This window comes from Deinococcus soli (ex Cha et al. 2016), assembly GCF_001007995.1.
In the GTDB taxonomy this organism is placed as follows: domain Bacteria; phylum Deinococcota; class Deinococci; order Deinococcales; family Deinococcaceae; genus Deinococcus; species Deinococcus soli.
The window spans coordinates 1,108,467-1,135,136 of sequence record NZ_CP011389.1; the positions used below are offsets into that span (position 1 = coordinate 1,108,467).

The 26,670-nt window shown below is 70.2% G+C and carries 28 protein-coding genes; 12 read left to right on the forward strand and 16 right to left on the reverse strand.

Features of this window, described 5'->3' with window-relative positions; all coding sequences use genetic code 11:
- The first annotated feature begins 56 nt into the window (after nt 1–56).
- The 5 genes from gltX (at nt 57) to SY84_RS05490 (ending at nt 5,904) form a co-directional block, all read left to right on the forward strand.
- Nucleotides 57–1,478, forward strand: coding sequence for a glutamate--tRNA ligase (gene gltX / locus SY84_RS05470; protein ID WP_046843170.1), 1,422 nt, complete (start codon nt 57–59; stop codon nt 1,476–1,478).
- Complete coding sequence (locus SY84_RS05475; protein ID WP_046843171.1) at nt 1,475–1,828, forward strand: DUF1304 domain-containing protein; 354 nt, start codon at nt 1,475–1,477, stop codon at nt 1,826–1,828. Before gltX ends, SY84_RS05475 begins: the two co-directional genes overlap by 4 nt.
- A 372-nt stretch (nt 1,829–2,200) precedes the next feature.
- A complete protein-coding gene (gene pdhA / locus SY84_RS05480) occupies nt 2,201–3,253 on the forward strand; it encodes a pyruvate dehydrogenase (acetyl-transferring) E1 component subunit alpha (protein WP_046844968.1) in 1,053 nt (350 codons plus the stop codon).
- Nucleotides 3,250–4,263: an alpha-ketoacid dehydrogenase subunit beta gene (locus tag SY84_RS05485; protein WP_046843172.1), complete on the forward strand. Its 1,014-nt coding sequence runs from the start codon at nt 3,250–3,252 to the stop codon at nt 4,261–4,263. Before pdhA ends, SY84_RS05485 begins: the two co-directional genes overlap by 4 nt.
- 615 nt (nt 4,264–4,878) lie before the next feature.
- A complete protein-coding gene (locus SY84_RS05490; RefSeq protein ID WP_281174746.1) occupies nt 4,879–5,904 on the forward strand; it encodes a C39 family peptidase in 1,026 nt (341 codons plus the stop codon).
- Nucleotides 5,905–5,907: 3 nt separating this feature from the next.
- Here SY84_RS05490 and SY84_RS05495 read toward each other — a convergent pair whose 3' ends face one another.
- The 4 genes from SY84_RS05495 to SY84_RS05510 form a co-directional block, all read right to left on the reverse strand.
- Nucleotides 5,908–6,975, reverse strand: a complete 1,068-nt coding sequence (locus SY84_RS05495; RefSeq protein ID WP_046843174.1) for a type III polyketide synthase — start codon at nt 6,973–6,975, stop codon at nt 5,908–5,910.
- A gap of 131 nt (nt 6,976–7,106) precedes the next feature.
- Nucleotides 7,107–7,997 carry an aldo/keto reductase gene (locus tag SY84_RS05500; protein WP_046843175.1) on the reverse strand — a complete coding sequence of 297 codons (891 nt, stop codon included), beginning with the start codon at nt 7,995–7,997 and terminating at the stop codon, nt 7,107–7,109.
- 234 nt (nt 7,998–8,231) lie between these two features.
- Complete coding sequence (locus tag SY84_RS05505) at nt 8,232–9,014, reverse strand: nitroreductase family protein (protein ID WP_046843176.1); 783 nt, start codon at nt 9,012–9,014, stop codon at nt 8,232–8,234.
- Between the two features lie 26 nt (nt 9,015–9,040).
- Nucleotides 9,041–9,364, reverse strand: a complete 324-nt coding sequence (locus SY84_RS05510) for a hypothetical protein (RefSeq protein WP_046843177.1) — start codon at nt 9,362–9,364, stop codon at nt 9,041–9,043.
- Between the two features lie 65 nt (nt 9,365–9,429).
- Here SY84_RS05510 and SY84_RS05515 point away from each other — a divergent pair, with 65 nt between their 5' ends.
- Nucleotides 9,430–9,909: a hypothetical protein gene (locus SY84_RS05515; protein ID WP_046843178.1), complete on the forward strand. Its 480-nt coding sequence runs from the start codon at nt 9,430–9,432 to the stop codon at nt 9,907–9,909.
- Nucleotides 9,910–9,969: 60 nt separating this feature from the next.
- Here SY84_RS05515 and SY84_RS05520 read toward each other — a convergent pair whose 3' ends face one another.
- Both SY84_RS05520 and ndk read right to left on the reverse strand, forming a co-directional pair.
- Entirely contained in the window at nt 9,970–11,007 is a 1,038-nt protein-coding gene (locus tag SY84_RS05520; protein WP_229755692.1) for a GGDEF domain-containing protein, read from the reverse strand.
- A 179-nt stretch (nt 11,008–11,186) separates the two neighbouring features.
- On the reverse strand, nt 11,187–11,603 hold the full coding sequence (gene ndk / locus SY84_RS05525; protein WP_046843179.1) for a nucleoside-diphosphate kinase: 417 nt from the start codon (nt 11,601–11,603) through the stop codon (nt 11,187–11,189).
- Nucleotides 11,604–11,712: 109 nt separating this feature from the next.
- Here ndk and SY84_RS05530 point away from each other — a divergent pair, with 109 nt between their 5' ends.
- From SY84_RS05530 to SY84_RS05545, 4 genes are all read left to right on the forward strand, one after another.
- On the forward strand, nt 11,713–13,665 hold the full coding sequence (locus SY84_RS05530; RefSeq protein WP_046843180.1) for an ABC transporter permease: 1,953 nt from the start codon (nt 11,713–11,715) through the stop codon (nt 13,663–13,665).
- Nucleotides 13,665–14,579 carry an ABC transporter permease gene (locus SY84_RS05535; RefSeq protein ID WP_046843181.1) on the forward strand — a complete coding sequence of 305 codons (915 nt, stop codon included), beginning with the start codon at nt 13,665–13,667 and terminating at the stop codon, nt 14,577–14,579. The genes SY84_RS05530 and SY84_RS05535 overlap by 1 nt, the downstream gene beginning before the upstream one ends.
- Before the next feature lie 102 nt (nt 14,580–14,681).
- The gene (locus tag SY84_RS05540) at nt 14,682–15,740 is read left to right on the forward strand and encodes a RodZ domain-containing protein (protein ID WP_046843182.1); all 1,059 of its coding nucleotides are present in this window, start codon (nt 14,682–14,684) and stop codon (nt 15,738–15,740) included.
- A gap of 147 nt (nt 15,741–15,887) precedes the next feature.
- Nucleotides 15,888–17,051 (forward strand): AI-2E family transporter, encoded by a 1,164-nt coding sequence (locus SY84_RS05545; RefSeq protein ID WP_081424518.1) that lies wholly within the window; start codon nt 15,888–15,890, stop codon nt 17,049–17,051.
- An 83-nt stretch (nt 17,052–17,134) separates the two neighbouring features.
- Here the strand turns inward: SY84_RS05545 and SY84_RS15795 are convergent, their stop codons facing one another.
- The 9 genes from SY84_RS15795 to SY84_RS05585 form a co-directional block, all read right to left on the reverse strand.
- Nucleotides 17,135–18,244, reverse strand: coding sequence for a sensor domain-containing diguanylate cyclase (locus SY84_RS15795; protein WP_052751050.1), 1,110 nt, complete (start codon nt 18,242–18,244; stop codon nt 17,135–17,137).
- A 101-nt stretch (nt 18,245–18,345) separates the two neighbouring features.
- The gene (gene rplQ / locus SY84_RS05555; protein WP_046843183.1) at nt 18,346–18,696 is read right to left on the reverse strand and encodes a 50S ribosomal protein L17; all 351 of its coding nucleotides are present in this window, start codon (nt 18,694–18,696) and stop codon (nt 18,346–18,348) included.
- Nucleotides 18,697–18,723: 27 nt separating this feature from the next.
- Nucleotides 18,724–19,725 carry a DNA-directed RNA polymerase subunit alpha gene (locus SY84_RS05560; RefSeq protein ID WP_046843184.1) on the reverse strand — a complete coding sequence of 334 codons (1,002 nt, stop codon included), beginning with the start codon at nt 19,723–19,725 and terminating at the stop codon, nt 18,724–18,726.
- Nucleotides 19,726–19,739: 14 nt separating this feature from the next.
- The gene (gene rpsD, locus SY84_RS05565; protein ID WP_046843185.1) at nt 19,740–20,360 is read right to left on the reverse strand and encodes a 30S ribosomal protein S4; all 621 of its coding nucleotides are present in this window, start codon (nt 20,358–20,360) and stop codon (nt 19,740–19,742) included.
- Between the two features lie 136 nt (nt 20,361–20,496).
- Complete coding sequence (rpsK, locus tag SY84_RS05570; RefSeq protein ID WP_046843186.1) at nt 20,497–20,892, reverse strand: 30S ribosomal protein S11; 396 nt, start codon at nt 20,890–20,892, stop codon at nt 20,497–20,499.
- A gap of 3 nt (nt 20,893–20,895) precedes the next feature.
- On the reverse strand, nt 20,896–21,276 hold the full coding sequence (gene rpsM, locus SY84_RS05575) for a 30S ribosomal protein S13 (RefSeq protein WP_046843187.1): 381 nt from the start codon (nt 21,274–21,276) through the stop codon (nt 20,896–20,898).
- A 2-nt stretch (nt 21,277–21,278) separates the two neighbouring features.
- Nucleotides 21,279–21,392, reverse strand: a complete 114-nt coding sequence (rpmJ, locus tag SY84_RS16160) for a 50S ribosomal protein L36 (RefSeq protein WP_012693977.1) — start codon at nt 21,390–21,392, stop codon at nt 21,279–21,281.
- Between the two features lie 118 nt (nt 21,393–21,510).
- Nucleotides 21,511–21,753 (reverse strand): translation initiation factor IF-1, encoded by a 243-nt coding sequence (gene infA, locus SY84_RS05580; protein ID WP_012693978.1) that lies wholly within the window; start codon nt 21,751–21,753, stop codon nt 21,511–21,513.
- A gap of 131 nt (nt 21,754–21,884) precedes the next feature.
- A complete protein-coding gene (locus tag SY84_RS05585; RefSeq protein WP_046843188.1) occupies nt 21,885–22,424 on the reverse strand; it encodes a PadR family transcriptional regulator in 540 nt (179 codons plus the stop codon).
- Nucleotides 22,425–22,492: 68 nt separating this feature from the next.
- Between SY84_RS05585 and SY84_RS05590 the strand changes: the two genes are divergently transcribed.
- Nucleotides 22,493–23,005 carry a DUF4188 domain-containing protein gene (locus SY84_RS05590; RefSeq protein WP_046843189.1) on the forward strand — a complete coding sequence of 171 codons (513 nt, stop codon included), beginning with the start codon at nt 22,493–22,495 and terminating at the stop codon, nt 23,003–23,005.
- Between the two features lie 37 nt (nt 23,006–23,042).
- On the forward strand, nt 23,043–24,266 hold the full coding sequence (locus SY84_RS05595; protein ID WP_046843190.1) for a hypothetical protein: 1,224 nt from the start codon (nt 23,043–23,045) through the stop codon (nt 24,264–24,266).
- Here the strand turns inward: SY84_RS05595 and SY84_RS05600 are convergent.
- Nucleotides 24,249–26,666 (reverse strand): putative bifunctional diguanylate cyclase/phosphodiesterase, encoded by a 2,418-nt coding sequence (locus SY84_RS05600; protein ID WP_046843191.1) that lies wholly within the window; start codon nt 26,664–26,666, stop codon nt 24,249–24,251. The two genes, SY84_RS05595 and SY84_RS05600, sit on opposite strands and share 18 nt — an antisense overlap.
- Nucleotides 26,667–26,670: the final 4 nt, after the last annotated feature.

Sequence of the window (26,670 nt, forward strand, 5' to 3'; positions counted from 1 at the left end):
ACTTCCCACAACCCACTTCCCACTCCCCATCGCCCCCCTTTCGTATGCTGTGCGCTATGTCTGTTGTGACCCGTATTGCTCCGAGCCCGACCGGTGACCCTCATGTGGGGACCGCGTACATCGGGCTGTTCAATTTCACGTTGGCGCGTCAGGGTGGCGGGAAGTTCATCCTGCGCATCGAGGACACCGACCGGAACCGCTACGTGCCGGACAGTGAGAAGCGCATCTTCCAGATGATGCAGTGGCTGGGCCTGACGCCGGACGAGTCGCCGCTACAGGGCGGTCCGAATGGGCCGTACCGTCAGTCGGAGAGGTTTGACCTGTACGGCGAGTACGCGCGGCAGCTGGTCGCCAGCGGGCACGCGTACTACGCCTTCGAGACGGCCCAGGAGCTGTCGGCGCTGCGCGAGGCGGCGCAGGCGGAGGGCCGCGTGATCGCGGTGCCCAGCCGTGAGCTGGACCCGGCGGCGGCGCAGGCGCGGATGGATGCGGGCGAGGCGGCCGTGATCCGCCTGAAGGTCCCGCGTGAGGGCGAGACGGTCGTGAACGACCTGCTGCGCGACCCGATTCACTTCCAGAACCGCGAGATCGACGACAAGGTGCTCCTGAAGGCGGACGGGTTCCCCACGTACCACCTGGCGAACGTGGTGGATGACCGCCTGATGGGCGTGACGCACGTGGTGCGCGCCGAGGAGTGGATCACGAGCACGCCCATTCACGTGCTGCTGTACCGCGCCTTCGGGTGGGATGAGCCGGTGTTCGCGCACATGCCGCTGCTGCGCAACTCGGACCGGTCGAAGATCAGCAAGCGCAAGAACCCCACGAGCGTCGAGTGGTACCAGGGGCAGGGGTTCCTGCCGGAGGCGATGCTGAACTTCCTGGCGACGATGGGCTGGACGCACCCGGACGGCCTGGAGGTGTTCGACCTGGAGGAGTTCGGGCGGGTCTTCCGCCTGGAGGACGTGACGCTGGGCGGCCCGGTGTTCAGTCAGGAGAAGCTGCGCTGGTACAACGGCAAGTACCTGCGCGAGGTGCTGAGCGAGGACGAGGTCGCCCGGAGGCTGCACGCGTTCCTGGCCGATCAGAAGGTGAACCTCCCCCTGGACGACTACTTCCGTTCGGTGGTGCGCCTGATGACCCCCCGCATCGAGGTGTTCAACGAGTTCCTGGAGAAGACGCCCTACTTCTGGTCCGAGGAGTACCCGGTGACCGAGAAGGCGCAGGCGGCGATCGACGGCGCGCGCGACCTGCTGCCCGAGCTGGCCGCCACGCTGAAGAACCTGCCGACCTTCGACGCGGCGTCCATCAAGGCGGCCTTCGCGGCGTTCGCCGAGGAGAAGGGCCTGAAGCTCGGGAAGGTCATGCCCCCCGTGCGCGCGGCGGTCGCCGGGACGATGGAGAGCCCGGACCTGCCCGAGCTGCTCGCCACGCTGGGCCGTGACCGGGTGGTCGCCCGCATCGGGAAGCTGGGCGCATGACCCTGATCGCCGCCGCGCTGGTGGGCCTGATTGCCCTGCTGCACGTGTACATTCTGGTGCTGGAGATGTTCCTGTGGACCACCCCACGGGCCATGAAGGCCTTCGGCACCACCCCGGAACTCGCGGCGCAGACCCGCGTCATGGCGGGCAACCAGGGCCTGTACAACGGCTTCCTGGCGGCGGGCCTGATCTGGGGCCTGATCACCGGCTCGGCAGCGATCCAGCTGTTCTTTCTGACGTGCGTGGCGGTCGCGGGCCTGTACGGCGCGGTCACCGCGAACCGCCGCATCCTGTTCATCCAGACGGTGCCCGCTGCGCTGGCGATCCTGGCGGTGCTCGCGGCACGCTGAGCGCCCGTCCCCGCCTCCCAAACGCTCGTTTGGTTCCCGTGCCTCCCGGCTGCTACGCTGGGAGGCACTTCTCATACCGACGGGGCCGCGCGGCCCCACCTGCCCTGCCATGCCTGACGTTCTGCCCTGTCCCTCCTCCGGCCTGCCCCGTCGCAGCGACCGGCTGCTGAATCAGCGCCGCGCGCCCTGACGCGCCCCACCCGCCGCCTCAGACCCCGCGCACGCGCCCACCCTCAGACAGGAGACTTCATGACCCCAGACCCCACCCAGGCTGCCCGTCAGCCCCACGCCCCAGTTGCAGAGTCGCAGGACACCGCCCCCGGCTACGCGGCGGCGCAGGCCGCCTACGACGCCGCGCAGCAGGACACGACCATGGTGCAGTGCCTCGCGCCGGACGGCTCGGTCGTCCGCGAGGACCTGCTGCCCAACCCCGCCACGCGCCTGGAGCTGTACCGGCAGATGCGCCGCGCCCGGCACTTCGACGAGCGCGGCTGGGTGCTGTACCGCCAGGGCCGCCTGGGCGTCTTCCCGCCCTTCGGTGGCATGGAAGCCAGTCAGGTCGGCACCGCCGCTGCGCTGACGAAGAACGACTGGCTGTTTCCCACGTACCGTGACACCGGCGCGGCCCTGACCCTCGGGCTGCCCATCGCGCGCACCCTGGCGTACTGGCGCACGTCACCGCACGGGTGGCACATGCCCGCCGACCTGAAGGTCCTGCCCTTCTACATCCCGATCGCCACGCAGTATCCGCAGGCGGTGGGCGCGGCCCTCGCCGAGCGACGCCAGGGCACCCGCAACGTCGCCATGGCCTTCATCGGGGATGGCGGCAGCAGCGAGGGGGACTTCCACGAGGCCCTGAACTTCGCCGGGGCCCTGAACGCCCCGTGCGTGTTCATCCTCCAGAACAACGGCTGGGCCATCAGCGTGCCCACCCGCACGCAGACGCGCGCCACGGATCTGAGCCGCCGCGCCGACGGGTACGGGATTCCCGGCGTGCGCGTGGATGGTAACGACGCCCTGGCCACCTACCACGTCACCCGTGAAGCCGTGGAGCGCGCCCGGGGAGGCGGCGGCCCCACCCTGATCGAGACGGTCACGTACCGCGTCAAGCCGCACACCGTCGCCGACGACCCCAGCCGCTACCGCAGCGAGGCCGACACCGCCGGCTGGGACGCGAAAGACCCCGTCACGCGCCTGCGCACGCACCTCCTGAACGCGGGCCTGATGACCGAAGCGAGCGAGGCCGAGCTGCTGGCCGAGATCGCCGCCGAGTTCGAGGCCGCCCTGGCCGAAGCTGACGGCTACCCCGAGCCGACCCCCGCCGAGATCCTCGACCACGTGTTCGCCGAACCCACCCCCCAACTGAGGAAGCAGCGCGCGGAGATCCTCGCCGAGCACGCGCAGGACAAGAAGGAGCAGGCATGACCGCCACCGCCACCCCACCCACCGGCACCACCAAGAACATGACCATGGTCGCCGCCATCAACGACGCCCTCGACATCGCCCTGGCCGCCGACGACACCGTGCACATCTTCGGGGAGGACGTCGGCGTCATGGGCGGCGTGTTCCGCGCCACCGACGGCCTTCAGGCCAAATACGGTCAGGAACGCGTGTTCGACACGCCCCTCGCCGAGGCCGCCATCGTCGGCATGGGCATCGGCATGGGCCTCGCGGGCCTCAAACCCGTCGCGGAAATCCAGTTCGCGGGCTTCCTCTACCCCGCCCTCGACCAGATCCTCTCCCACCTCGGCCGCTACCGGCACCGCACCCGCAGCCGCTACCACCTCCCCATGGTCATCCGCGCCCCCTACGGCGGCGGCGTCCACACCCCCGAACAGCACGCCGACAGCCCCGAAGCGATCCTCGCGCACACGCCCGGCGTGAAAGTCGTGATCCCCAGCACCCCCGCCGACGCCAAAGGCCTGCTGCTCTCGGCCATCAACGACCCCGACCCCGTCTTCTTCTTCGAGGCCATCAAGCTCTACCGCAGCGTGAAAGAGGACGTCCCCGTCGGCGACTACCGCGTCCCCATCGGTAAGGCCCGGATGGTCACGGAAGGCGACGACGTCACCGTCATCTGCTACGGCGGCATGGTCGAAGTCGCCCAGAAAGCCGCCGCTGCCGCACAGGCCGCCGGCATCGGCGTTGAAGTCATCGACCTGCGCACCCTCGTCCCCATGGACACCGACACCATCATCACCAGCGTCGCCAAGACCGGCCGCGCCGTCATCGTCACCGAAGCGCCCCGCACTGCCGGATTCCACAGCGAAATCGCCGCCATCATCGCCGAAGAAGCCATCGAACACCTCCGCGCCCCCATCGTCCGCGTCACCGGCTTCGACGCCCCCTACCCACCCTTCACCGCCGTCGAGGACGTGTACCGACCCAACCCGCTGCGCGTGGCGAAGGCGATCCGGCAGGTCATGGACTACTGACCCATCTCGTGAGCGCGTAAGGGGGACGCCTGCGGCGAGCTGCCCCACCCCCCAGCCCCCTCCGCAAGCGGCTCATACGAGTACCCCAGGGGGGCAGGGGGAGCGGTCGCTGCGCTCGGCAGGTATTTCTCTGAGGTAGTCAGCGGGTATGGGGCGGGGTCGGCCACGTATGTGTCTGCATTCCTTCGGTTTCGTCGCTTGTGCCCCGCGCGCTGCGCGCACGACGGGCTCGGCTGCCACAACGCCAGTGGGGCAAGCCAACTTGGTGCGTGTCAGAAGGTTCTACTTTTTGGGCTTCAGCAGCGGCGGGCTTCTTGCGGGTGTCGCGGCGCACTCGTGCCGACAGCGTGATCTGCGCGACCTTTTCGCCTCAGGGGCGGATCATGAAGGGCGGGGACGATGAAGGGGATGCGTTCCCCTGCCCTGCTGGTGACGGCGGCCCTGCTCCTGTGGGCGGCCGCGTTCGGTGTCACACGCCTTCAGTCGGGTGCGGAAGCTCAGACGGCCACTGTCGAGCAACCAGCGGTGCCTGCGCTACCGCCCGCTGCGGAGCCAGCTCCAGAACCTGTAGAGCCGGACCCTGCGCCGGAACCGGTCATCCCCACTCCGGTACAGGTGCAGCCGCCCACGCCGGAGGTCACGCCCGCGCCTCCTCCAGCTGCGCCGTCCCGGGTGCTGCCCGCGCGGGCCAGCGTCACGGGCATCCGGCACGAGTACCAGCGGCTGAACAACTGCGGGCCGGTCACGATCGGCATGGCCCTGAGCCGCTGGGGCGGCACGCTGAATCAGTCCGACATCGCGCCGAAACTCAAGCCGTCGCGGGGGGACGTGAACGTCTCGCCGGAGGAACTCGCGGCGTTCGCGCGGGCGCAGGGCATGGACGTGCATCTGGCGCGCGGCGGCGACCGCGCGCTGCTGCGGTCACTGCTCGCGTCGGGCTTCCCGGTGATCGTGGAGACGTGGTTCGTCACGCCGGACTCTGGCGGGATGGGACACTACCGCCTGCTGACCGGGTACGACGACCGGGCCGGGCAGTTCAGCGCGCTGGACTCGTACCTGGGGCCGCTGCGGATGGACTACGCGAAGTTCGACGAGCTGTGGCGGTCCTTCGGGCGCACCTTCCTGATCGTCACGCCACCGTCGAAACGGGCGGCCCTGGCGGGCGTGCTGGACTGGCGGGCCGACCGCGCGCAGGAGCAGGCGGAGGTACTGCGGATCGCCGGGCGCGAGGCGGAACGGCGCAACGACGCGGTGGGCTTCCTGACGCTCGGGCAGGCGCAGCTGGACACCGGGGACGCCCGCGCCGCCGCGCGCACCTTCGACCGGGCGTTCGCCGCCGCGCCCGACCGCACCCTGGACCCGACCCGGCCCGCGTGGGTGCAGGGCGGGCTGCCATGGCGCGCGCTGTGGTACTCGTTCGGGCCGCTGGAGGCGTACACCCGCACCGGGCAGTACGCGCGGGTGTTGACACTGACAGGCGCGGTGCTGCGCTCGGTCCCCACGCACGAGGAGGCGCACTACTGGCGGGCTCGCGCCCTATCCGGCCTGGGACGCACCGCCGAAGCACAGGCCGCGTACCGCGAGGCGCTGCGCCTGCGCCCCGGCTACGCGGAGGCGCGGCAGGAGTTGAACCGCCTGTAACCCTCAGCCGGGGAAGTTCAGGAGGACGTGTTCGGCGCTGAAGCCGGGGCCCATGGCGCTCAGGAGGGCGCGGCCCTGTGGGTGGGCGCGCAGGGTTTCTTGCAACACGAACAGGACGGTGACGCTACTCATGTTGCCGTAGTGGCGCAGGACGTGGCGGCTGGCGTCCAGCGCTCCGGCGGGGAGGTTCAGGGCGTCCTCGTAGGCGCTGAGGACTTTCACGCCGCCGGGGTGGACGACGTAGGTGTCCACGGTGTCCTGGCTCCAGCCGTGTGCGCTCAGGGCGGCCTGGACGTTCCCCTGCATCATGCCGCGCACCAGGGTGGGGATGTCGCGGCTGAAGCGGACTTTCAGGCCCTCGTCCACGACGTCCCAGCCCATGATGTCCTCGCTGTTCTCGATCAGGGTGGAGTACGCGCCGCACAGTTCGGCCAGGGGGGCGGGGCCGGGTTCGTCGGGGTGGGTGAGGACGGCGGCGGCGCCCCCATCGGAGAAGAGGGCGGTGCCGACGAAGTTGCTCTTGGTCTCGTCGCCGTGCACGAGGGTCAGGCTGCACAGTTCCACGGCGACGTACAGCACGCGGCGGTACCCGGCGCGGACGAGGTCGGCGGCGCGGGCCAGTCCGCTGGCGCCCCCGGCGCAGCCCAGGCCCCACACGGGCAGGCGGGCGGCGTGCCGGTTGATCCCGAGGTGCTCGATCAGGTCGGCGTCGAGGCTGGGTGCGCTGATGCCGCTGGTGTTCACGACGACCACGGCGTCCACGTTGGCGGGGGTGATCTGCGCGGCGGCCAGCGCCTCTTTCGCCAGTCGGCGGGTCAGGGCGCGGGCTTCCTGCACGAAGACGGCGTTCTTCTCGCCGAAGCCGCGTGGGGTGAGGTACCACTCGAGTGGGCGGGCCAGGGCGCGCGTGTCGATCATCGCGTTCGTGAAGACGTCCAGCAGTTGCGGGCGGGCCGCCATGCGCGGGAAGAGTGTGCGGGCCGCCTCCTGCACCTGCGTCTGCGGGGTCAGGTGCGGGGGCGTGCCCGTCACGAGGGCGCGCAGGTGGGGGGTCAGGGGCATGCGCCGCATTCTGCGCGACCCTGGCAGGCTCCAGGGGGGACACACGCCACGGTTCAGTGTTCAGGAAACGTCCATGCACGCCTCACCGCGCTCCCCTGTCTCCTGAGGGTGAGGCGCGGTGAGGCATGAACCCTCCGCGTTCAGTTCTGCTGTTTCTCCCATTCCTGACGGCCGACCTCGTCCAGCGCGCGGAAGTCCTCGTCGGTCAGGGTGAGGCGGGCGGCGGCGACGTTTTCTTCCAGGTGCCGGACCTTGCCGGTGCCGGGGATGGGCAGCATGACGGGGCTGCGTTTCAGAACCCAGGCCAGCGCAATCTGGGAGGGCGTGGCGCCCAGTCGGGCGGCAATGTCGGTCAGGACACTGCCTTCCCTGGCGAGGTTCCCGGCGGCCAGTGGGTACCAGGGGATGAAGCCGATGTGCTCCTGCTGGCAGTAGTCCAGCACGTCCTCGCTCTTGCGGTTGGCGAGGTTGTAAAGGTTCTGCACGGTGGCGACGGGGAACACGTTGCGGGCGGCCTCGATCTCCTCGACCGTCACCTCGGAGAGACCCGCGTGGCGGATGACGCCCTCGTCCATGAGTTCCCTGATCGCGCCGAACTGCTCGTCGCGCGGCACGTTCGGGTCGATGCGGTGCAGTTGCCACAGGTCGATGCGGTCCACGCCCAGGCGGCGGCGGGAGAGGTGCGCCTGCTGCTTGAGGTACTCGGGGCGGCCCACGGGCATCCACACGTTCGGGCCGGTGCGGGTCAGGCCGCCCTTCGTGGCGATCACGACCGTGTCGTAGGGGTGCAGCGCCTCGCGGATGAGTTCCTCGCTGACGGCCGGGCCGTAGCTGTCGGCAGTGTCGATGAGGTTCACGCCGAGTTCCGGCAGGCGGCGCAGGGTGGTCAGGGCGCCCTCGCGGTCGGCGGGGTCGCCCCACACGCCGTCGCCGGTGACGCGCATCGCGCCGAAGCCCAGGCGGGTGACGGTCAGGTCGCCGCCGATCTCGAAGGTGCCGCTCTGGGCGGCGTTGGGGGTGGTGTCGGTCATGGTGGTGCCCTCCAGGGAGGCATTGTGCGCCGCGTGCCCGCCCGGGCGCGTGGCAGTTTCCTCAAGGGAGGATGAAGTCATACGGACCTCGACTGAATGGCTTGCAAAGCCGTTCAATCCGAGCGGACGCGACTCGTAGAGCTGCGCAGCAGAGGAGGAGAAAAACGGGTTCCGGGCGTGGAGTTGGCGGCCCGGTGCCGTTCCGGGTTGTCAACGAAACAGACGGAATCCGGATCACTCCCGTTCGGGCTGCTCGCAGGTGTCGCGGTACACGAACTGATCCAGGCGTTTGCGGTGGCGGCTGCTCCAGTCGATGCTGGGCCGCGCCTGATCGTGCGGCAGGTACCCCAGGCGGTACACGGCCATGAGTTCCAGGTCGCCGGGGACGCGCAGCAGGTCCTGGATGGCCTGCCAGTGGCGGGGGATCTCCATGGGCGTGCTGACGAACTGGATGCCCATGCCGAGCGCGCCTACGGCGTTCCAGATGTTCTCCATGGCAGCGCCCATGCCGAACACGGAGTAGAAGCCGGACAGTTCGCCGGGACGGTACTCGCCCTTGTCAAGGAGGACGGCCAGCAGCAGGGGGCTGCCTGCCACGAGTTTGCGGTTGTCCTCCCCGAGTTTTTTCGGCACGCCGAGTTGCCGCATGAGTTTCAGCCCGGCGTCGCTGAACACCTGCCGCGTGAAGGGTTTCAGCGGGCCGGGCAGGTGGTCGATGTGAATGCCGTCGCGCCGCTCCTCCATCTCCTTCTCGGTGAAGCGGAAGTAGCGGCGGTAGCGTTCGAAGAACACGCCGCCCTCGATGAGTTCGGTCATGCTCTGCCCGGCGATGCCAGCGACCTGCGCGATGGTGTCCGGGTTCTCGATGAGCACGAAGCGCCACGGCTGGCTGTTGAAGTGGCTGGGCGCCGCCTGCGCGACCCGCATCAGGAGGTGCTGGTGCTCGCGGCTGACCGGGTCCGGGCGGAAGGGGCCGTTGGTGGTGCGCCGCGCGAGCATGCCGTCGATCAGGTCCATGCGGGCAGGCTAGCAGTGCGGGCCGGTCAGGTGCCCCAGGCGGTCAGGGTCCCGGCGGTGAACGCGGCGGCGCTCAGCAGGGCGCGCTGCCAGTGGTCGGCGCGGCCCGGGCGGGTGCGGGGCATGCTCAGCAGGAGGGCCAGCGCGGGCAGCAGCGCCCAGGCGGCCGCGCCGGCGCGCCAGGCCAGCCCCAGGCTGATCAGCGTCCCGGCGCAGGTCAGGAAGAACAGCGCGTGGTGCGGCCAGCGGGCCGCGTCCCGCCGCCAGCCGAGGTGCAGGCTCAGGCCCAGCGCCAGCAGCGCGCTCAGCAGCGTGGCGGTGATCAGCAGGGCGAGGTGGTGCGGGCTCACGCCTCATGCTCGCACGGCGCGCCATATGACAGATGCCCTGCCGGGGCGGGTGTACGTTCAGAGGCATGCGTCCTGTTCACCTGCTGCTGCCCCTGCTGTTCCTGACTGCCTGCAAACCCGGCGGGGCGGCCAGTGACGGCGCGGTGCCGGGAAGGGAGGATCTGGTTGCCAGAACCCTGTTCACGGCGACCGGGTCGTTCGACGCGCAGGCGGACGCGCGCGAGCGGATCGGCGGTGGGCTGCGCCGCGCCACCTGGACCAGTCGCCCGCCGCTGGACGCCGCCGGGGTGGTCGTGCAGTACGACAGTGACGCGCGGCCCCTGAGCTGGAGGCTGGACATCCGGTCGCCGCGGTTCACCGCGCAGGACCTGGCCGGGCCGGACGCGCAGGCGGTCACGACGACGCAGGGCGAGGCGCTGCACCCGGTGGCAGGCTCCCGGCTGGCCGACACGCTGATCCTGACGACCACGCAGGGTCTGCGGGTGGTCACGCGCGGGTACGCCACGCAGGAGGACGCCGCGCTGCTGCCCGCCTTCCGCCGCTGAACGCTGGCGGCGCAGCGGCAGAAGGCGCGGACCGACCGCGCCTCTGTGCCTGGATGGCCATCAGCGGACCAGGTTGCGGCCGGAGCGTTTGGCGTTATACATGGCGCTGTCGGCGCGGGCGAACAGGTCTTCGGCATTGTCCTCCGCGCCGCGCAGGGACCCCACGCCGAAACTGGCGGTGACGTTCAGGCCCGCGATGGGCTCGTCGGCCACCTCGGCGCGCAGGCGCTCGGCGACGACCACCGCGTCCGGGCGGGCCATGCCGGGCAGGATCACCAGGAATTCCTCGCCCCCCCAGCGGCCCACCTGTCCGCCCGAGGTGCTCACGCTGCGGCGTAGCCGCTTGCCGAACGAGCGCAGCACGTCGTCCCCGGTGCCGTGCCCGTGCACGTCGTTCACGCGCTTGAAGTGGTCGATGTCGGTCACGATGATGCTCAGCGGCGCGCGGTTCTTCAGGGCCTGCTCGATGCTGCGTTCGAGTTCCTCCTCGGTGGCGCTGCGGCCCAGCACCTCGGTCAGGGCGTCCTTGCGGGCCGCCTGGAGGCGCTGGCTGGTCTGCTGGTGCGCGCTGAGGTTCTGCTCGATGAACGCCATGACGTTGAATGCGATCAGGCCGGTGCCGCCCAGCACGATGATCGCCGTGACCCAGTCGGCCATGTTGCTGGCCTCCAGCGGGCCGTTCATGAGGACGCTGACGATCATGGTCAGGACACTCCCGAGGTTCACGGCGGTCCCCAGGCGCGTGCCGAACACCAGGTACGACACGAGCACGTTCATGGTCAGCCACAGCGTCAGGTGGAACGGCATGTCACCCCACGCGACGGCGCGCGGGATTTCCAGCACGGCGACGAGCAGGTATCCGACGCTGGTCACGGCGTACACGGCGCCCACCCGCGCGGGCCGCAGCAGGGTGGCCGCAGCGGTCAGCAGGGCCACGACGCCCGCAATGTATTTCGGGAGCAGCAGAGCGACCCAGCCCTCGCGGGGCGGGTCGACCAGACCGGTCAGGACGGCGTACAGGACGTAGGCCAGGCTGGCGCTGCACACCACCAGGACCCGGTTGCGTTGCAGCAGCTGAGGAAGCGTCGGCGTTTTCAATTCGGCTTCACTCCGGGAACGGACCTGTCGACCATGTGCTGAGTGAAATTCTCGCACGAAGCGCCCGGCACCGTCACCCGCAGGTGGGGGCCTCCGGCGGGGGTGGCGCGCACCGGGGGTCAACGGCGCCGCGCCCCGCTCACGGTGGAGGCGGGGCGCGGCGCACGGGGGCACGGGGTTCAGGCGAGCAGTTCGCCGTCCTGGAAGAACAGGGCCAGTTCGCGCGCGGCGCTCTCGGTGCTGTCGCTGCCGTGCGTGACGTTCTCGCCGGTGGTGGTGGCGAAGTCGGCGCGGATGCTGCCGGGGGCGGCGTTGGCGGGGTTGGTCGCCCCCATCATGGCGCGCCAGCCCGCGATGGCGTTCTCGCCTTCCAGGGCGATGGCGACGACGGGCCCGCCGGTGATGAAGTCCACGAGTTCGCCGAAGAAGGGGCGCTCCTTGTGCTCGCCGTAGTGCGCTTCGGCGGTCTCGCGGGCGATGACCATCTGCTTGAGGCCCACGACGCGGTAGCCCTTGCGCTGGATGCGGGCGAGGATCTCGGGGGTCAGGCCGCGGCGGACGCCGTCGGGTTTGATCATGGCAAAGGTGCGTTCCATAGCGTCCCCGAGGATAGCAGGCTGGCCCGGACCGGGTGAGACCTCCACCCCCACCACCGGGCGCATGTGCACCTGTCCAGACTTGCCTGAAACCCCGTACAATGGGAAGGTGACCCACGATTCTCACCCTCGCCCATCCGGCGACGCGGCCCGCATCGCGCTGATCGCCTGCGCCGTTGCCGCCCTGGGCATGCTCCTCTTCCCCCTGGCCACCCTGGGCCGGGGCTTCAGTGCCGACGCCGTCCTGATGCACGTCACGGGCAGCGTCATGAACCTCACCTCCAACCAGCAGGCCCCGCTGCCCCCCACCGGCACGGTCTTGGCGCTGGCCTGGGCCGCACTGGCCGCGCTGCTCGTGACCCTGGCAGGCGCCTGGGGCCGCCAGCGCTGGTTCTGGGTGACGGGCCTCCTCACCTTCGGGCTGGCCACCGCCGCCGTGGTCGTGCTGGGCGGCGCCCTGGACGACCAGACCCGGCGCGTACTGGCCGACACGACCCTGCGCCCCGGCGCCAAGCGTCAGCTGGGGAACTTCTACGCCAGCGGCGGCATGAACCTGGGCCTGTTCCTCCCGGCCCTGGCGGGCCTGATCGCCGCCGGTGCGGGCCTGAGCGCCACGCCGCGCGTGTGGCAGGCGTTCAACCGCATGCGCAGCCTGCTGGTGCCCGCCGCCGCGATCGGACTGGCCGTGCTGGTCGGCGCGGTCGTCGTGCTGATCGTGCAGCCCAGCGTGAACCAGAGCGGCGCGCCCATGAGCCTGTGGGGCGCGTGGCTGGCCAAGTCGGACCTGGTGTACTTCGTGTACTCCACGCTGTTCGCGCCGGTCACGGCCCTGAACCCGCTGCTGGACAGCCTGAAGCTGGCCACGCCCCTGATCTTCACGGGTCTGAGCGTCGCGTTCGCCTTCCGCACGGGTCTGTTCAACATCGGTGCGCCGGGCCAGCTGACCATGGGTGCCATCGCCGCCATGCTAGTCGGCGTGTACGGCCCACCCAGCCTGGGCTACGGCCTGCTGGCCCTGAGCGTCCTCGCCGCCGCCGCCGGGGGCGCCCTGTGGGGAGCCATTCCCGGCCTCCTGAAGGCACGCTTCGGGTCCAGCGAGGTCATCAACACGATCATGCTGAACTACATCGCGTCTTCGGTGCTCGTGTTCCTGATCGGCAGCGACTCGTTCCCGTTCCTGGGCCGCGAGTACCCGCAACCGCTGAAGGCCGAAGGCTCGAACCCACAGAGTGAACTGCTGAACGGCGAGGCGCAGTTGCGTCCCCTCCTGGAGGTCCTGAACGTGGGGCAGAACGGTCAGGTGGCCCTGAGCATCGGCCTGCTGGTCGCGCTGGCCGCCTTCGTGATCGTGCGCCTCCTGGCGCGCAAGAACCGCACGCTGATCGCCCTGGCGGCCGCCGCCGTGCTGGGTGCCCTGACGTGGCGGATCGGGATTCCGGTCAGCGTCACCGGCAGTCAGCTGAACGGCGCGTTCCTGATCGCGCTGCTGTGCGCGGCGGGCTTCGGCATGCTGATGTGGCGCACCGCCGCCGGATACGCCCTGCGCGCCGTGGGCCTGTCCCCCAAGGCCGCCGAGTACGGCGGGATCAGCGTCGCGAAGAACACCATCCTGGCCATGACCATCGCGGGGATGTTCGCGGGTCTGGCCGGCACGCACTACGTGAACGGCGGCGCGCTCGACGAGTACCGCCTGAAGCAGAACATGCCCGTGAACGTCGGCTTCGACGGGATCGCCGTGGCGCTGATGGGCCAGAGCACCCCGGCGGGCGTCGTGGCGTCCAGCGTGCTGTTCGGCACCATCGACACCGGCGCGGTCAGCGTGACCACCAAACTCTCCAAGGTCAACAGTGACATCGTGACGGTCCTCAAGGCGTTGATCGTGTTGTTCATCGCCGCCGGGGGCTTCCTGAGCCGCCGCCTCACCTCTCCCCCACCGCCCGCACTGGCCGCCGCCGCGGACCGCCACGAGACGCCGGCCGCCGCTGACGTCACCAAGACCCTCACCCCGCAGCCGAACGTGGCCCAGGCCAGCGAGGACATCACCCGGGAAGGCAACAAATAATGGACGGCCTCATTGCACAGATCTTCACCACGGCGTTTCTCGCCACCTTCATCCGCAGCGTCGTGCCGCTGCTGCTGACCGCGCTGGGCGGCCTGTTCAGCGAACGCAGCGGCGTCGTGAACATCGCCCTGGAGGGCCTGATCATCTTCGGGGCGCTGTCGGCTGCCGTCAGCACACACCTGCTCACGCCCAGCCTGGGTGCGGCCGCCCCGTGGGTGGGGTGGCTGGCCGGGATGCTGGTCGGCGGTCTGATCGCCTGGATTCACGCGGTCCTGAGCATCAGGTACCGCGCCGATCAGGTGATCAGCGGCACGGCCATCAACCTGCTCGCCACCGGCGTGCCCGCCGTGGTCCTGACCGCGCTGTACGGCGTGTCCAACGAGAGCCCCAAGGTCGAGTACGCGCTGCCGCTGTGGGGCGCCGGGGAACTGCGCTTCTCGCCCCCGGTGTTCTTCGCGTTCCTGGCCGTGGTGATCACGTGGTACGTCATGTACCGCACGCCGTACGGCCTGCGCCTGCGCGCCACCGGTGAGCAGCCGGGTGCGGCCGCCAGCATGGGCGTGAACGTGCGCCGCATGCGCTACAGCGCCGTGATCCTGTCCGGCGTGCTGGCCGGGACCGCCGGGGCGTTCCTGAGCATCGGGAACCTCGACTCGTACGTGCGCAACATCAGCGCGGGCGCAGGCTTCATCGCGCTGGCCGCGCTGATCTTCGGCCAGTGGAAACCGCTGGGTGTGCTGGGCGCCACGCTGCTCTTCGGCCTGCTGCAGGCCCTGAGCATCGTGCTGGGCGGCACGAACCTCCTGCCGAGCACGCTGGTTCAGGCCCTGCCGTACCTGATCACGATCCTGGCGCTGATCTTCACGGGCCGCAGCCGCGCGCCCAAGGCGCTGGGCCGCCCCTACGACGGGTAGAGCCGACCCGCACCACCCAGACCGGGAGTCCGCCACACGGCCGGCTCCCGGTCATCCTGTTCCGGGTCCGGTACGGTCCGATGCGCTACTCTGGACAGTACCGTGACGAGCTTTGGAGCCGCCCTTCGACAGGCCCGCGAGGGTCTGGGTCTCAGCACGCAGGACGTCGCCCTGCGCACCAAGATCCGCGGGGACTACCTGCGGGCCCTGGAGGACGGCAACCTGGCCGCGCTGCCCGAACGGACCTTCGCCCGCTCGTACCTGACCCGCTACGCGCGGGAACTGGGCCTGGACCCGCAGCCGCTCCTGAGTGACTTCGACCGGGCGCTGCCCGCCCCCGCAGGGTCGTCCGCCGCGACCCGCGTCACCACGCCGGTCCGGCCCGCCCGGCGTTCGGCCGCTCTGTGGGCGGCGCTGGCCGCCGGCGCCCTGCTGATCGCCGGGGCCGCCGCGTACCAGTTCACGCGCGGCGGGAACGGCACCCAGACGGCCGTCACCCCCGCGACGGGCGCGTCGGCCGGGGCCCCGGCCGGTACGGGCAGCAGTTCGGCGGGCGGCGCGGCGACCACCACCCCAGCGACGCAGACGGTCCGCCTGACGGTGAAGGTCGTGCCACCCGGCGCGAGGGTGTTCCTCGACAACCGCGACCTGGGCACGGCGCCGGTCCTGGCGTTCCCGGTGGACGCCCGCCGGCAGGCGGAACTGCGCGTGGAACTCCAGGGGCGCGAGCCGCTGCGGCAGGCAGTGGACGTGAGCCGCAGCCGGGACCTGCGAGTCACCCTCAGTCCCAGCGGGACGACCAGCGTCCTGACCGACGCGGCCCGTCCTGTCACGACGGGCACCAAAGCGACGGGCACCGCCAGTGGCACCCCTGCTGATCAGGGTTCCGGCGCGGGCACCGGAACGGGCGCGGCGCCGAAGCCCACGCCAGCCCCCGCGAGCGCCGTGAAGGTCACGTACAGTGGGCCGTCGTGGACGCGCGTCACGGACGCCGCGGGCCGCATCGTGTTCGAGGGCACGCCTCCGGCCGGGACCGTGAAGGGCTTCCCGAAGGGCGTGACGATCCGCACCGGGAACGCCGCGGCTGTCAGCGTCAGCGTCAGCGGCGGGCCCAGCGCGCCCCTGGGGCAGTCCGGTCAGGTCGTGACGCGCACCTTCTGACAGCAGCGTTCAGAGGTGTCGGTGGTGTCCCTCACGACCTCTGAACCGGGCAGAGCCGCGCGGGCCCGGTTGCCCCGAAACCGGCTGTGGCCTTCCGGGTAGGAACCCGTGCGTGGTCGGGCGGTCGCGGCCCGCTAGAGTGGAGGCGTGACCCGACCTTCCCCCGCGCCCGCGCCCCGCTCCCGGCCGTCTTCCGGTGACCCGACCCGCCTGAACGCCTTCCAGTACGTGTGGCGTAGCCCGTGGGTGCGGGCGCTGGTGTTCCTGCTGGCCATCTACGTCGCGTGGCGGTTCGTGGGGCAGATCCGGACGGTGCTGATCGATTTCGCGGTGGCGTTCCTGATCGCGTACCTGGCCAATCCGCTGCTGAACTGGCTGGAGCGGGGCCGGGTCCGGCGCGGCCTGGGCGTGTTCTTCGTGGTGCTGATCTTCGCGGGCCTGCTGAGCCTCGCGGGGATACTGCTGGCGACCGTGTCCGGCCAGCTGGTCACGCTGATCAAAGCGCTGCCTGATCAGATCGGGTCACTGGGTGACGTACTGGACCGCGTGACCTCCTGGCTGACCGACCGGGGCGTGCCCGGGCTGACTGACTCGCGCGAGCGGCTGATCACGGCTGCGCAGGACTACGTGCAGAACTTCGGGCAGAACATCGTGCCGATCCTGCAAAACGCCCTGTCGTCCACGGGAACGCTGCTGAACAGCCTCGTGTCGATCGGCGGGGTGGTGGGGCAGGTGCTGCTGATCCTGCTGATGAGCGTCTACCTGATGATCGACTACAGCCGCGTGAACGCTGCGCTGCTGCATGTCTTTCCGCGTCCCTGGCAGCCGCGCGTGCAGGAGTTCAGTGATCTGGTCGGCACGGCTGTGGGTGGGTACGTGCGTGGGCAGTTGCTGATCGCGTCGTTCATCGGGGTGTTCGTGTGGCTGGGCCTGACCATTGTGGGGATTCCCAGTGCCGCCGCGATCGGGTTCCTGGCCGGAGCGTTCAACATCGTGCCGTACCTGGGGCCGATCATCGGTGCGACCCCGGCGATCCTGCTGGCACTGACGCTCCCGGGCGCGCTGCTGAAGATCGTGCTGGTGATCGTGGTGTTCGTCGCCGCCAACCAGATCGAGGGGAATTTCCTCAGTCCGTACATCCTGAGCCGCACGACGGACCTGCATCCGATCACGGTGCTGGTCGCCATCCTGGTCGGGGCGTCGCTGCTGGGCTTCGCCGGGGCGCTGCTGGCGGTGCCGCTGGTCGCGCTGGGCAAGCTGATGCTGCAGCGGTACTACTATCCCAGCCGCGTGTATACCGACGGGCCCTGACCGGCGGACGTCACGGGCGAGGGGGACGGGGCAGCGTAGCCCGTCCCCCTCATTCCGTTCTGCCTGCTGGTCCTCCCCGGGCATCAGGTCGCAGTCAGTCGGGCGGGGTCAAGGTCGGCGCGGTGGACACGGTTGCGGCCCGTGTTCTTGGCGTGGTAGAGCGCCTCGTCGGCCGCGTCGAGCAGGGTGGGGATGTGGGCGGGAACGGGACTGACGACCAGGCCGACACTGACGGTGACGTTCAGGCCGTGCAGGGGCTCGTTCGCGAGGCGGCGGCGCAGGCGTTCGCAGGCGTCGTGGGCGCTGCTGGGGTCAGGGACGCGCAGGATCAGCAGGAATTCCTCGCCGCCGTAGCGGCCCACGACGCTGGCCTGCTGCGCGTGCTGGTGGCTGCGCAGGTGAACGGCCAGGCGGCGCAGCACCTCGTCCCCGGTGGCGTGCCCGTGCCGGTCATTGATGAGTTTGAAGTGGTCGACGTCCAGCAGGCCCAGGGCGAGCAGGCCGCCCCGCTGGTCGTGGGCGTGCTCCTCCAGAGCGTGCAGCAGGGCGCGGCGGTTGGGCAGACCGGTGAGGACGTCAGTGTGCGCGTCCTGAAGGGCCTGCCGGGCGCGGACGCTGATGAGGTGGTGGCGGCGCAGCACGACGGTCTGGGCCGCGATGACGGTGGTGGCCGCCATCAGCAGTTGCAGCAGGGTATTCATGAGCTGCGCCTGTTCGGCCGTCCAGGGTGGAGCGGGCCACGAGGCGACGCTGAGCAGGGCAATCGCGCCGACGACAATGCCGTTCACGGACAGGCTGGTGCGTTCGGACACCACCCAGCTGGTGATCAGCAGGGCCACGATCACCCACGGGAGGGTGGAGGCCAGCTGCGCCGCGCGGGCGTCCAGGTCGGGGGTGAACAGCACGGCCCCGACCCGCCACGTGACAAACCCACTGAGGGGGATGATGACCGCGCATTCCAGCCACGCCAGCGGCACGGACAGCCAGCTGAGCGCAGTGAGCAGCACGTAGGTGGCGAGCATCAGCGGGAACGCCTGCTGGTCGAAGGGCGCCAGGAACGGCTGCTGGTGGTGCAGCCACAGGGGCACGGCGAAGGCGACGACGCCGCCCGGGAGGATCATCCGGTGGTACTGGTGACGGCTCCACGAGGCGTGATCCAGCGTGGCATGCGCCGGGTCGGGTCGTTCGGTCATGGGTTATCTCAGCACGCGTGGTCTGGCAGGTTCCTGACACGCCCCCGGCATGGATGTGCCCGCCCTCACCAGTGTGGTGGGGCGGGCACGGGGGTCTGGAGTCAGACCAGTTCGATGAGGGCCATGGTGACGCCGTCACCGCGGCGGGTGCCGACGCGCAGGATGCGGGTGTAGCCACCGGGACGCTCGGCGTACTTGGGGGCCACTTCATCCATGACTTTACGCAGCACGGCGTTGTCGTGGATGTCCTGGGCGACGAGGCGGCGGGCGTGCAGATCGCCGCCCTTGGCGGTGGTGATCAGTTTCTCGACGAAGGGGCGAAGCTCTTTGGCCTTCGTGAGGGTCGTCTGGATGCGGCCCTCGCGCAGCAGGGCCGTCGCCTGGGCGCGGGCCAGGGCGGTGCGGGCGCTGCTGTTGCGGTTGAGCTTGCGACCGGCTTTACCGTGACGCATGGTGTTTCTCCTTGGGGGTCAGTCGGCTCAGTCGCGTAGGGCGAGGCCGAACTGGGCGAGTTGCTGCTTGATCTCGTCGAGGCTGCGCTCGCCGATGCCGGGGACCTTTTTCAGGTCACGGTCGGACAGGGCGCACAGGGCGTCCACGCTGTCGATGCCTTCTTCCTTCAGGGAGTGCAGCACGCGGGTGGTGAGGCCCAGACCCTCGAGGGTCACGCGGGGGGAGTCCATCTCGGCGGGGTAGTCGCCGGGGTTCAGGTTCAGGCTGGCGGTGCTGGGCGGCAGGTCGTACACGTTCGGCGCGGTGGGCGCGGGGGTGTAGACGGGCTGCTGGTACTCGGGCGCGGCGGCGGGGAGGGTCTCCACGTTGCCGAACACCGTGAGTTCCTCACGCAGGATCTCAACAGCCTTGTCCAGGGTGTCCTGGGGGCTGGTGCTGCCGTCGGTCCAGACGCGCAGGATCAGGCGGTCCAGGTCAGTCTGCTGGCCCACGCGGGTGTTCTCGACATGGTACGCCACGCGGCGCACGGGGGAGAACATCGCGTCGACGGGGATCGAGTTGATGCGGTCTTTGGTGGCGTGCTTGTCCGCGGGGACGTAGCCTTCGCCCTCCTCGATGCGCACTTCCATGACCAGTTTGCCGTCCTCGGCGAGGTTGGCGATGACCAGGTCAGGGTTGACGATCTCGGCGTCGCTGGGGACCTCGAAGGCGCTGGCCTTGACGACGCCTTCGCCCTGCGCGCGCAGGGTGAGGGTCTTGGGGCCGGTCGCGTGGAATTTCACCACGAGTTCCTTGAGGTTCAGGATGATCTGGATGACGTCTTCCTTGACGCCGGGGATGGTGGAGAACTCATGCAGGACGTCCTCGATGTACACGCTCGTGACTGCGGTACCGGGGATGGAGGACATCAGGATGCGCCGGATGGGGTTCCCGATGGTGACGCCGTAGCCGCGGGTGAGCGGTTCCAGGACGAACTCGCCGTAGTCGCCGTCCACGCGGGCTTTGAGTTGAGGGCGCTTTTGATCCACTGGGGCCTCCTGGTTTAGCGCGAGTAGTACTCGATGATGAAGTTCTCGTTGATGGGCAGGGCGAGGTCTTCACGCGCGGGGAGGCGGGAGAAGGTGCCCTTGAAGTTCTCGGCGTCCAGTTCGACCCAGGGGCTCACGCGGCGGCGCTTCTGCGCTTCCATGTTTTCCTGGATGAAGCCGATCTTGCGGCCCAGGTCGGACACGCTGATCTCGTCGCCGATCTTGACGCGGTAGCTGGCGATGTCGACCTTCTTGCCGTTGACCAGGATGTGGCCGTGGCCGACGAACTGGCGGGCCTGGCGGCGGGTGCTCGCGAAGCCCATGCGGAAGACGACGTTGTCCAGGCGGCGTTCGAGCAGCTGCAGGAACACGGTGCCGGTCACGCCGGGAACGTTGGCCGCTTCCTCGAAGAGGTTACGGAACTGCTTTTCCCCGATGCCGTACAGGCGGGCGAGTTTCTGCTTTTCGCGCAGACGCACGCTGTAGTCGCTGGGGCGGCCGCGGCCACGGCGCTGGCCGTGCTGGCCGGGCGCGTAGGGGCGCTTGTCCAGGTACTTCTGGACTTTTTCGGTCTCCGCGAGGTTGATGCCTTCGCGGCGGCTGAGTTTGGTAATGGAACCACGGAAACGACCCATGTCTTACTCTCCTTGCGGCGCTTCCCCTGGGGGGAGGCCGGGTCTGCGGCCCTCTGTTGCCCGCCTCCGTTGCCTGTGGTGGGGCTTACGTCACGTGGGACGGTGGAGGCGGGGCAGGTGGGCGCGCGCGTGCGCTTTAGGCGCGGAACTTCTTCTTGGGGCGGCAGCCGTTGTGCGGCACGGGGGTGTCGTCCATGATGGACTTCACTTCGATGCCCGACGCCTGGATGGCGCGGATGGCCTGCTCGCGGCCGGAGCCGGAGCCGCGCACGATCACGTCGACAATGTTCATGCCGAAGGTCTGCTGGGCCTTCTTGACGGCGTCAGCGGCGGCCAGCTGGGCGGCGTAGGGGGTGCCCTTCTTGCTGCCCTTGTAGCCGATCGTCCCGCCGCTGCTCCAGGCAACGCTGTTGCCGTCGAGGTCGGTGATGGTGACGATGGTGTTGTTGTAGCTGGCGTGCACGTACGCGCGGCCAGCGCTGATGTTGCGCCGGGCGCGGCGCGGGGTCTTGCCTTTGGTGCTCTTCGCCATGGCTTACTTCCTCGTGGCCTTTTTCTTGCCGGCGACGGTCTTGCGGGGGCCCTTGCGGGTGCGCGCGTTCGTCTTGGTGCGCTGGCCGCGCACGGGCAGACCGCGGCGGTGACGCAGGCCGCGGTAGGCGCCGATGTCCATCAGGCGCTTGATGTTCTGGCCGACTTCGCTGCGCAGGTCACCTTCAACCTTGTAGGTCTTCTCGATGGCTTCACGCAGGGTGCTCTGCTCGCCTTCGCTGAGGTTCTTGACGCGGGTGTCCGGGCTGATGCCGGTGTTCGCCAGGATCTCTTTGGAGCGGGTCAGGCCGATGCCGTAGATGTAGGTGAGCGCGATTTCGACGCGCTTTTCGCGGGGCAGGTCAACGCCAGCAATACGCGCCATGATTAACCCTGCCTCTGCTTGTGCTTGACGTTGGAGCAAATGACCAGCACGCGACCATGGCGGCGGATCACTTTGCAGTTGTCGCACATCTTTTTGACACTGCTACGAACTTTCATTGCTTCCTCCTCGCGCCGCCGCGCCGACGCGCCCCATCATGGATGCGCGGCTGGCAGCGCTCGACCCCCCTCCCACCTCCGGCAGGTGGGGAATCTGTTGGGTACTTCGGCCCGGGTCTTACTTGCGGTAGACGATGCGTCCGCGCGTCGTGTCGTAGGGACTGATTTCCAGAACCACACGGTCCCCGGGCAGGATGCGGATGTAGTGAATGCGCATCTTGCCGCTGATGTAAGCCAGGATGTCGTGCCCGGTGTCGAGCTTCACGCGGAACGTGGTGTTCGGCAGCGCCTCTTCGACCACGCCCTCGGCCCGCACGGTATCGGACTCTTCCTTCTTACGCTTTTCCCGCTGTTCCGGCATCTTTCGTCTCGCCACGCAACCTCCAGGCCTGATACAAGCCAAACGTAAAGGTATCATGACCCTTCCCGGAACGGCAAGGCCGGACCAGGGGCATGCCGGGCAGGTACACGCCCAGCTCCAGAAGCGTTCGTCTATTCGGGACGTAGGTCGTCAAGGACCTCCTGCCAGAAGGTCAGGCAGGCCTGCTCGTACAGTTCCCCCATCCGCAGGGTGCGGGTGAAAGGAGGCTTGTCCGCCCACCCGCAGGGGTCGGCACGCAGCATGGCGTGGTAGGTGTCCAGCCGCTCCTGGTGCTGCTGAAGCTGCCCGGCGGCCAGTTCGCGCAGGGCCGCGTGATCTCCGGCGGGCGTGAAGAATATGCGCAGCAGGCCCGGATCACGTAGTTCGGGCATCCCGGCGGGACTGCGGCGCCACTCCGAGAGCGCGGCGCGGCCCGCGTCGGTGACCGCGTACAGGCGGCGGCGGCGGCCCGATTCCTCCTGCGTCTCTGTCAGCAGGCCGAGTGTGACGAGGCGCTGCGGTTCGGCGTACAGCTGCGACCGGGGGAAGGTCCAGAAGAAGCCCACCGAGTCGTCCGCCCAGCGTTTGAGGTCGTAGGCGGTGGCGGGGCCCGCGTGGTTCAGGAACCCCAGCACGATGAACGCGGAGGGGCCCAGGGTTGCGTCCGGCATACCCGGAGCGTACCATCAGATCAGACCATCCAGAATGGACCATTTAAACTAGATGATCAGGAGGAGCCATGACCCGCAACGCCACGACCGTCCCCGACCACCGCCCGGCGCGCCTGACCGCCGAACTGGGCGGCCCCTTCGCCGTGTTCCTGATCGGCGCGCGCGTGAACCAGCCCTGGAACGTCTCCGCGTGGCTCCCGGTGTTCCGCGCCATGCCGCGCATGCTGCGCGAACTCCAGGCCCGTCCCGAATTGGGCCTGCTGGGCGGCCAGACGCACGGCGGCACCCTGATCCAGTACTGGCGAAGTGCCGAACACCTCCACGCCTACGCGCACGCCCGCGACCACGCCCACCTCCCCGCGTGGCGCGCCTTCAACCAGGCCGCCCGGCGCCACCCGGGCGCGGTCGGCATCTGGCACGAGACGTACCTGATCCAGCCCGGCGCCTACGAGACCCTGTACGTGGACATGCCTCCCTTCGGCCTGGGCCGCGCCGGGACGCTGCACCCCGCCACCGGCCGGCGCCAGAGCGCCCAGGGCCGCCTGACCGGCCCACCCACCGACGTGGGCGCCGGCACCTGAGCAGCGCCCACACCCGACCGCATGTCACGCTGACGGCATGCACCCCCCCGCCGCGCTGACCGGCGCCCTGACCCTGATCGCGCGCACACCCACTCTCTGGCCCGGGTTCGCGCCGGAGCGCACGCCGCTGCTGACCTTTGAGGGCACGCACACCTGGCTGCACCACGCCGACCCGACCGGGGACGGCTGGAACCGGGTGCACGGCGCGTGGGTGTGGCCGGGCCGCCACCCGGCGCTGACCGCGCACACCGCCGTCACCCTGCCGGGCGGCCTGGACGCGGCGGGCGTGCTGCTGGCCGACCTGCCCCTGCCCGGCGACCCCGATCAGGCGGCACGGACGCTGGCCGCCACGCTGATCCACGAGGCCTTCCACGTGTACCAGGGCGCCACGCCGTCCCCCGCATGGCCCGCCCCGGAACTGGCGGCCCTGACCTACCCCGCCGGGACGGAGATCCGCCACGCCCGGGCCGAGGAGACCCACTGGCTGCGACTGGCCCTGCGCGCAGGAGACGGCGACTGGACGACCCCGGCGCGGCACGCCCTGCACTGGCGCGCCCGGCGGCACGCGCAGCTGGACGCGGACCACCAGCAGTTCGAGACCCGCATGGAGACCACCGAGGGCCTCGCCCTGTACGTCGAGACGCGCTTCCTGGCGGACCACCCCGACCTCGACCCGGACGCGGCGCCCCGGCAGACCCCGCGCAGCTGGAGTTACCGCAGCGGCGCGGCCCTGGCGCACCTGCTCGACCGGACCGGCACCCCATGGACCGGCGAGCTACTGGCCGGGCACCCTCTGGCCGACCTGCTGATCGGACAGGTCGGGTCTCCCCTGCCCGCCGCGCCCCACCCGGACCTGAAAGACGCCGCGCAGGCCGCGGCGGGCGCACACGACGCGGACCTGAGCGCCCGGCTGGCGGCCTTCCACGCCCAGCCCGGCCCCGCGCTGCACCTGAGCAGCCCCGGCGGTCTGCGGCTCGGCGGGTTCGACCCGATGAACCTGCACGCCGTAGGACCGGGGACGTTCCTGCACGCCCGGCACGTTCAGGTCCGCGGGCCCGATGCGGAACTGCTCACGGTGGGCCACCCCGCCCTGACACGCGGCCCAAGCCTGTTCGACGTCCACGAAGTCACGCTGCGCGCGCTGCCCGCACCCGCTGTCCACGAGGGACGCTGGCGGATCCGCACGCCCACCCTGACGCTCGACCTGCCCGGGCACGCGGTGCAGCGCACGCCGGACGGCTGGTCAGTCCGCCTGGGCTGACGGCAGCGGCCAGGGGCCCCACACCAGATCGTCCGGAGCGGCCGGGCGCGCCACCACGAACCCCTGGATGAGGTCGCAGCCCCACCCGCGCAGGTCCCGCCACTGCTCGGGCCGCTCGACGCCCTCGGCGACGACCTGCACCCCGGCCTCGTGGGCGAAGGTGATCAGCGCCCGCACGATCGGCCGGGACGAGCGCGCCGGAGCCGCCGCGTCCTGATCCTGAACGAGCGACCGGTCGATCTTCAGCCAGCAGGCCGGCAGGCGGTGCAGGCGACTGATGCTGGAGTACCCGGTCCCGAAGTCATCCAGTGCCAGCGGCAGGCCCAGCGCCGCCACGCGAGAGACGTGCGCCTCGCCGTCCTGACCCAGCACCGCGCCCTCGGTCACCTCCAGGATCAGGGCCTCGGCGTCCAGGCCGAACTCGTCCAGCGCCGCCTGCACCACCTCCGCGAAGCCCGGCTGCGCCAGCTGCCGCGGCGCGACATTCACCGATACCCGCAGCCCCGGGCGCTCCCGGCGCCACACCCGCAGCTGCCGGGCCGCCTCGCGCAGCACCCACGCGCCCAGCGGCACGATCAGGTCCGTGCCCTCGATCAGCGGAATGAACCGCCCGGGCGGGACCAGCCCCAGCTGCGGGTGCCGCCAGCGCACCAGCGCCTCCAGCGCCCGCACCTCACCCGTCGCGGCGTCCACGATCGGCTGGTAGTGCAGACAGAACTCCGCGCGGTCCAGCGCGGCGCGCAGCGCCTGCTCCAGTTCCATGCGCTCCAGCGCCGCGGCACTCAGGTCCGCGTGGAAGCGCCGCACCGCGTGCCGGTCCTGTTTGGCCTCGTACATTGCCAGGTCCGCGTTCTTCTGCAGTGTCCGCACGTCCCGCCCGTCCTCCGGGAACACCGCCACCCCGATGGACGCCGTGACCGTCCACTCGCGCCCCGCCAGCACCACCGGCGCCGCGAGTGAGCGCAGCAGCCGCCCGGCGGCCAGTTCCGCCTCCTCATGCGAACGTACGCCGCGCAGCAGCACCGTGAACTCGTCCCCGCCCTGCCGGGCCACGAGGTCCCCGTCGCGCACCGCGCGCCGCAGCCGCTCGGCCACCTGCACCAGCAGCACGTCCCCCATGTCGTGCCCCAGCGTGTCATTCACCTGTTTGAAGTGATCCAGGTCGATGAACAGCACCCCCACCGGCGCGCTGCCCTGCACCGCCACGTGCAGTTCCGTCTCGAACGCCGCGCGGTTGATCAGCCCGGTCAGCGCGTCGTGCCGCGCCTGATGCGCCAGCTGCGCCTGCGCCTCCTGCAGCGCCACGTTCGCGGTGGTCAGTTCGGCGCTGCGCCGCCGCTCCTGCTCGGCCCGGTGCGACACCTGCTCCAGCTTGATCTGCGCCGCTGTGACCTCGGTGCGGCGCCGCAGCACCTCGGTCAGCGCCTCGCGGTCCAGCTCGGCGGCGAGCCGCGCGTGCCGCAGCGCCCCCACGGCGTCCCCGTGGGCCTCCAGCAGCTCAGAGAGTTCCTGGTGCGCCTCGATCTGCCGGAAACTCACGCCCAGCTCGTCCGCGAGGGCCGCGGCGCGCTCCAGCACCGCGCGGGCCTGCGGGTCGTGCAGGGCCCGCAGCGCCCGGCCCTGCATCACCAGCGCGTCACACAGGTTCTCGCGGTCCCCGAGATCCTCACTGCCGCGCAGGGCACTCACGGCCTGCGCGAGCGCCTCGGCCGGGCGGTTCAGGCCCAGCAGGTTCGCGGCCATGTTCGCGCGCAGCAGGAACTCATGCTGCCGGTACCCGCGCGCCTGCGCGCCCGCCAGCGTCGCCCGGTTCAGCGCCAGCGCCTCCTCGAACCGGCCCAGGTAATTGAAGTCCAGCGCGGCATTGATGGACGCGCTGGACACCATCAGGTCATGCCCGAGGTCGCGGGCCAGCGCCAGCGCGTCCTGATGGTACGCGAGCGCCGTGTCGAAATCCCGCAGGTCCAGGTAAAGGTTCCCGATGTTGTTCAGGGAGCGTGCCTGCGCGACCCGGTCCCCGCTCGACTGCCCCAGTTGCAGGCAGTGCAGGTGCCGGTCCATGCCCGCCCCGTACTGCCCCTGCGTGACCAGGATGATCGCCTGACCGTTCACGGCGCGCGTCTGCGTGGCGAGCGCCCCGATCCGCGCGGCGAGCGCCTCGCTCTGGTCGAACAGCCGCAGCGCCTCGGGGTACTCGGACAGGAAGTAGTGGCCGTACCCGCACAGCATCCGCGCGCGGGCCTCCCCGGCCTCGTACGAGAGGCGCGTGGCGAGCGTCAGGGCCTGACCGGCCAGATCACGCGACCGCTGCATGGACGTCATGAGCACCGCGTCCGCCTCGTCGTTCAGGCGGTCCACGTCGGCGCGGGTGGCGGGCACGGGCAGGGCAGGGTGATCCACAGGC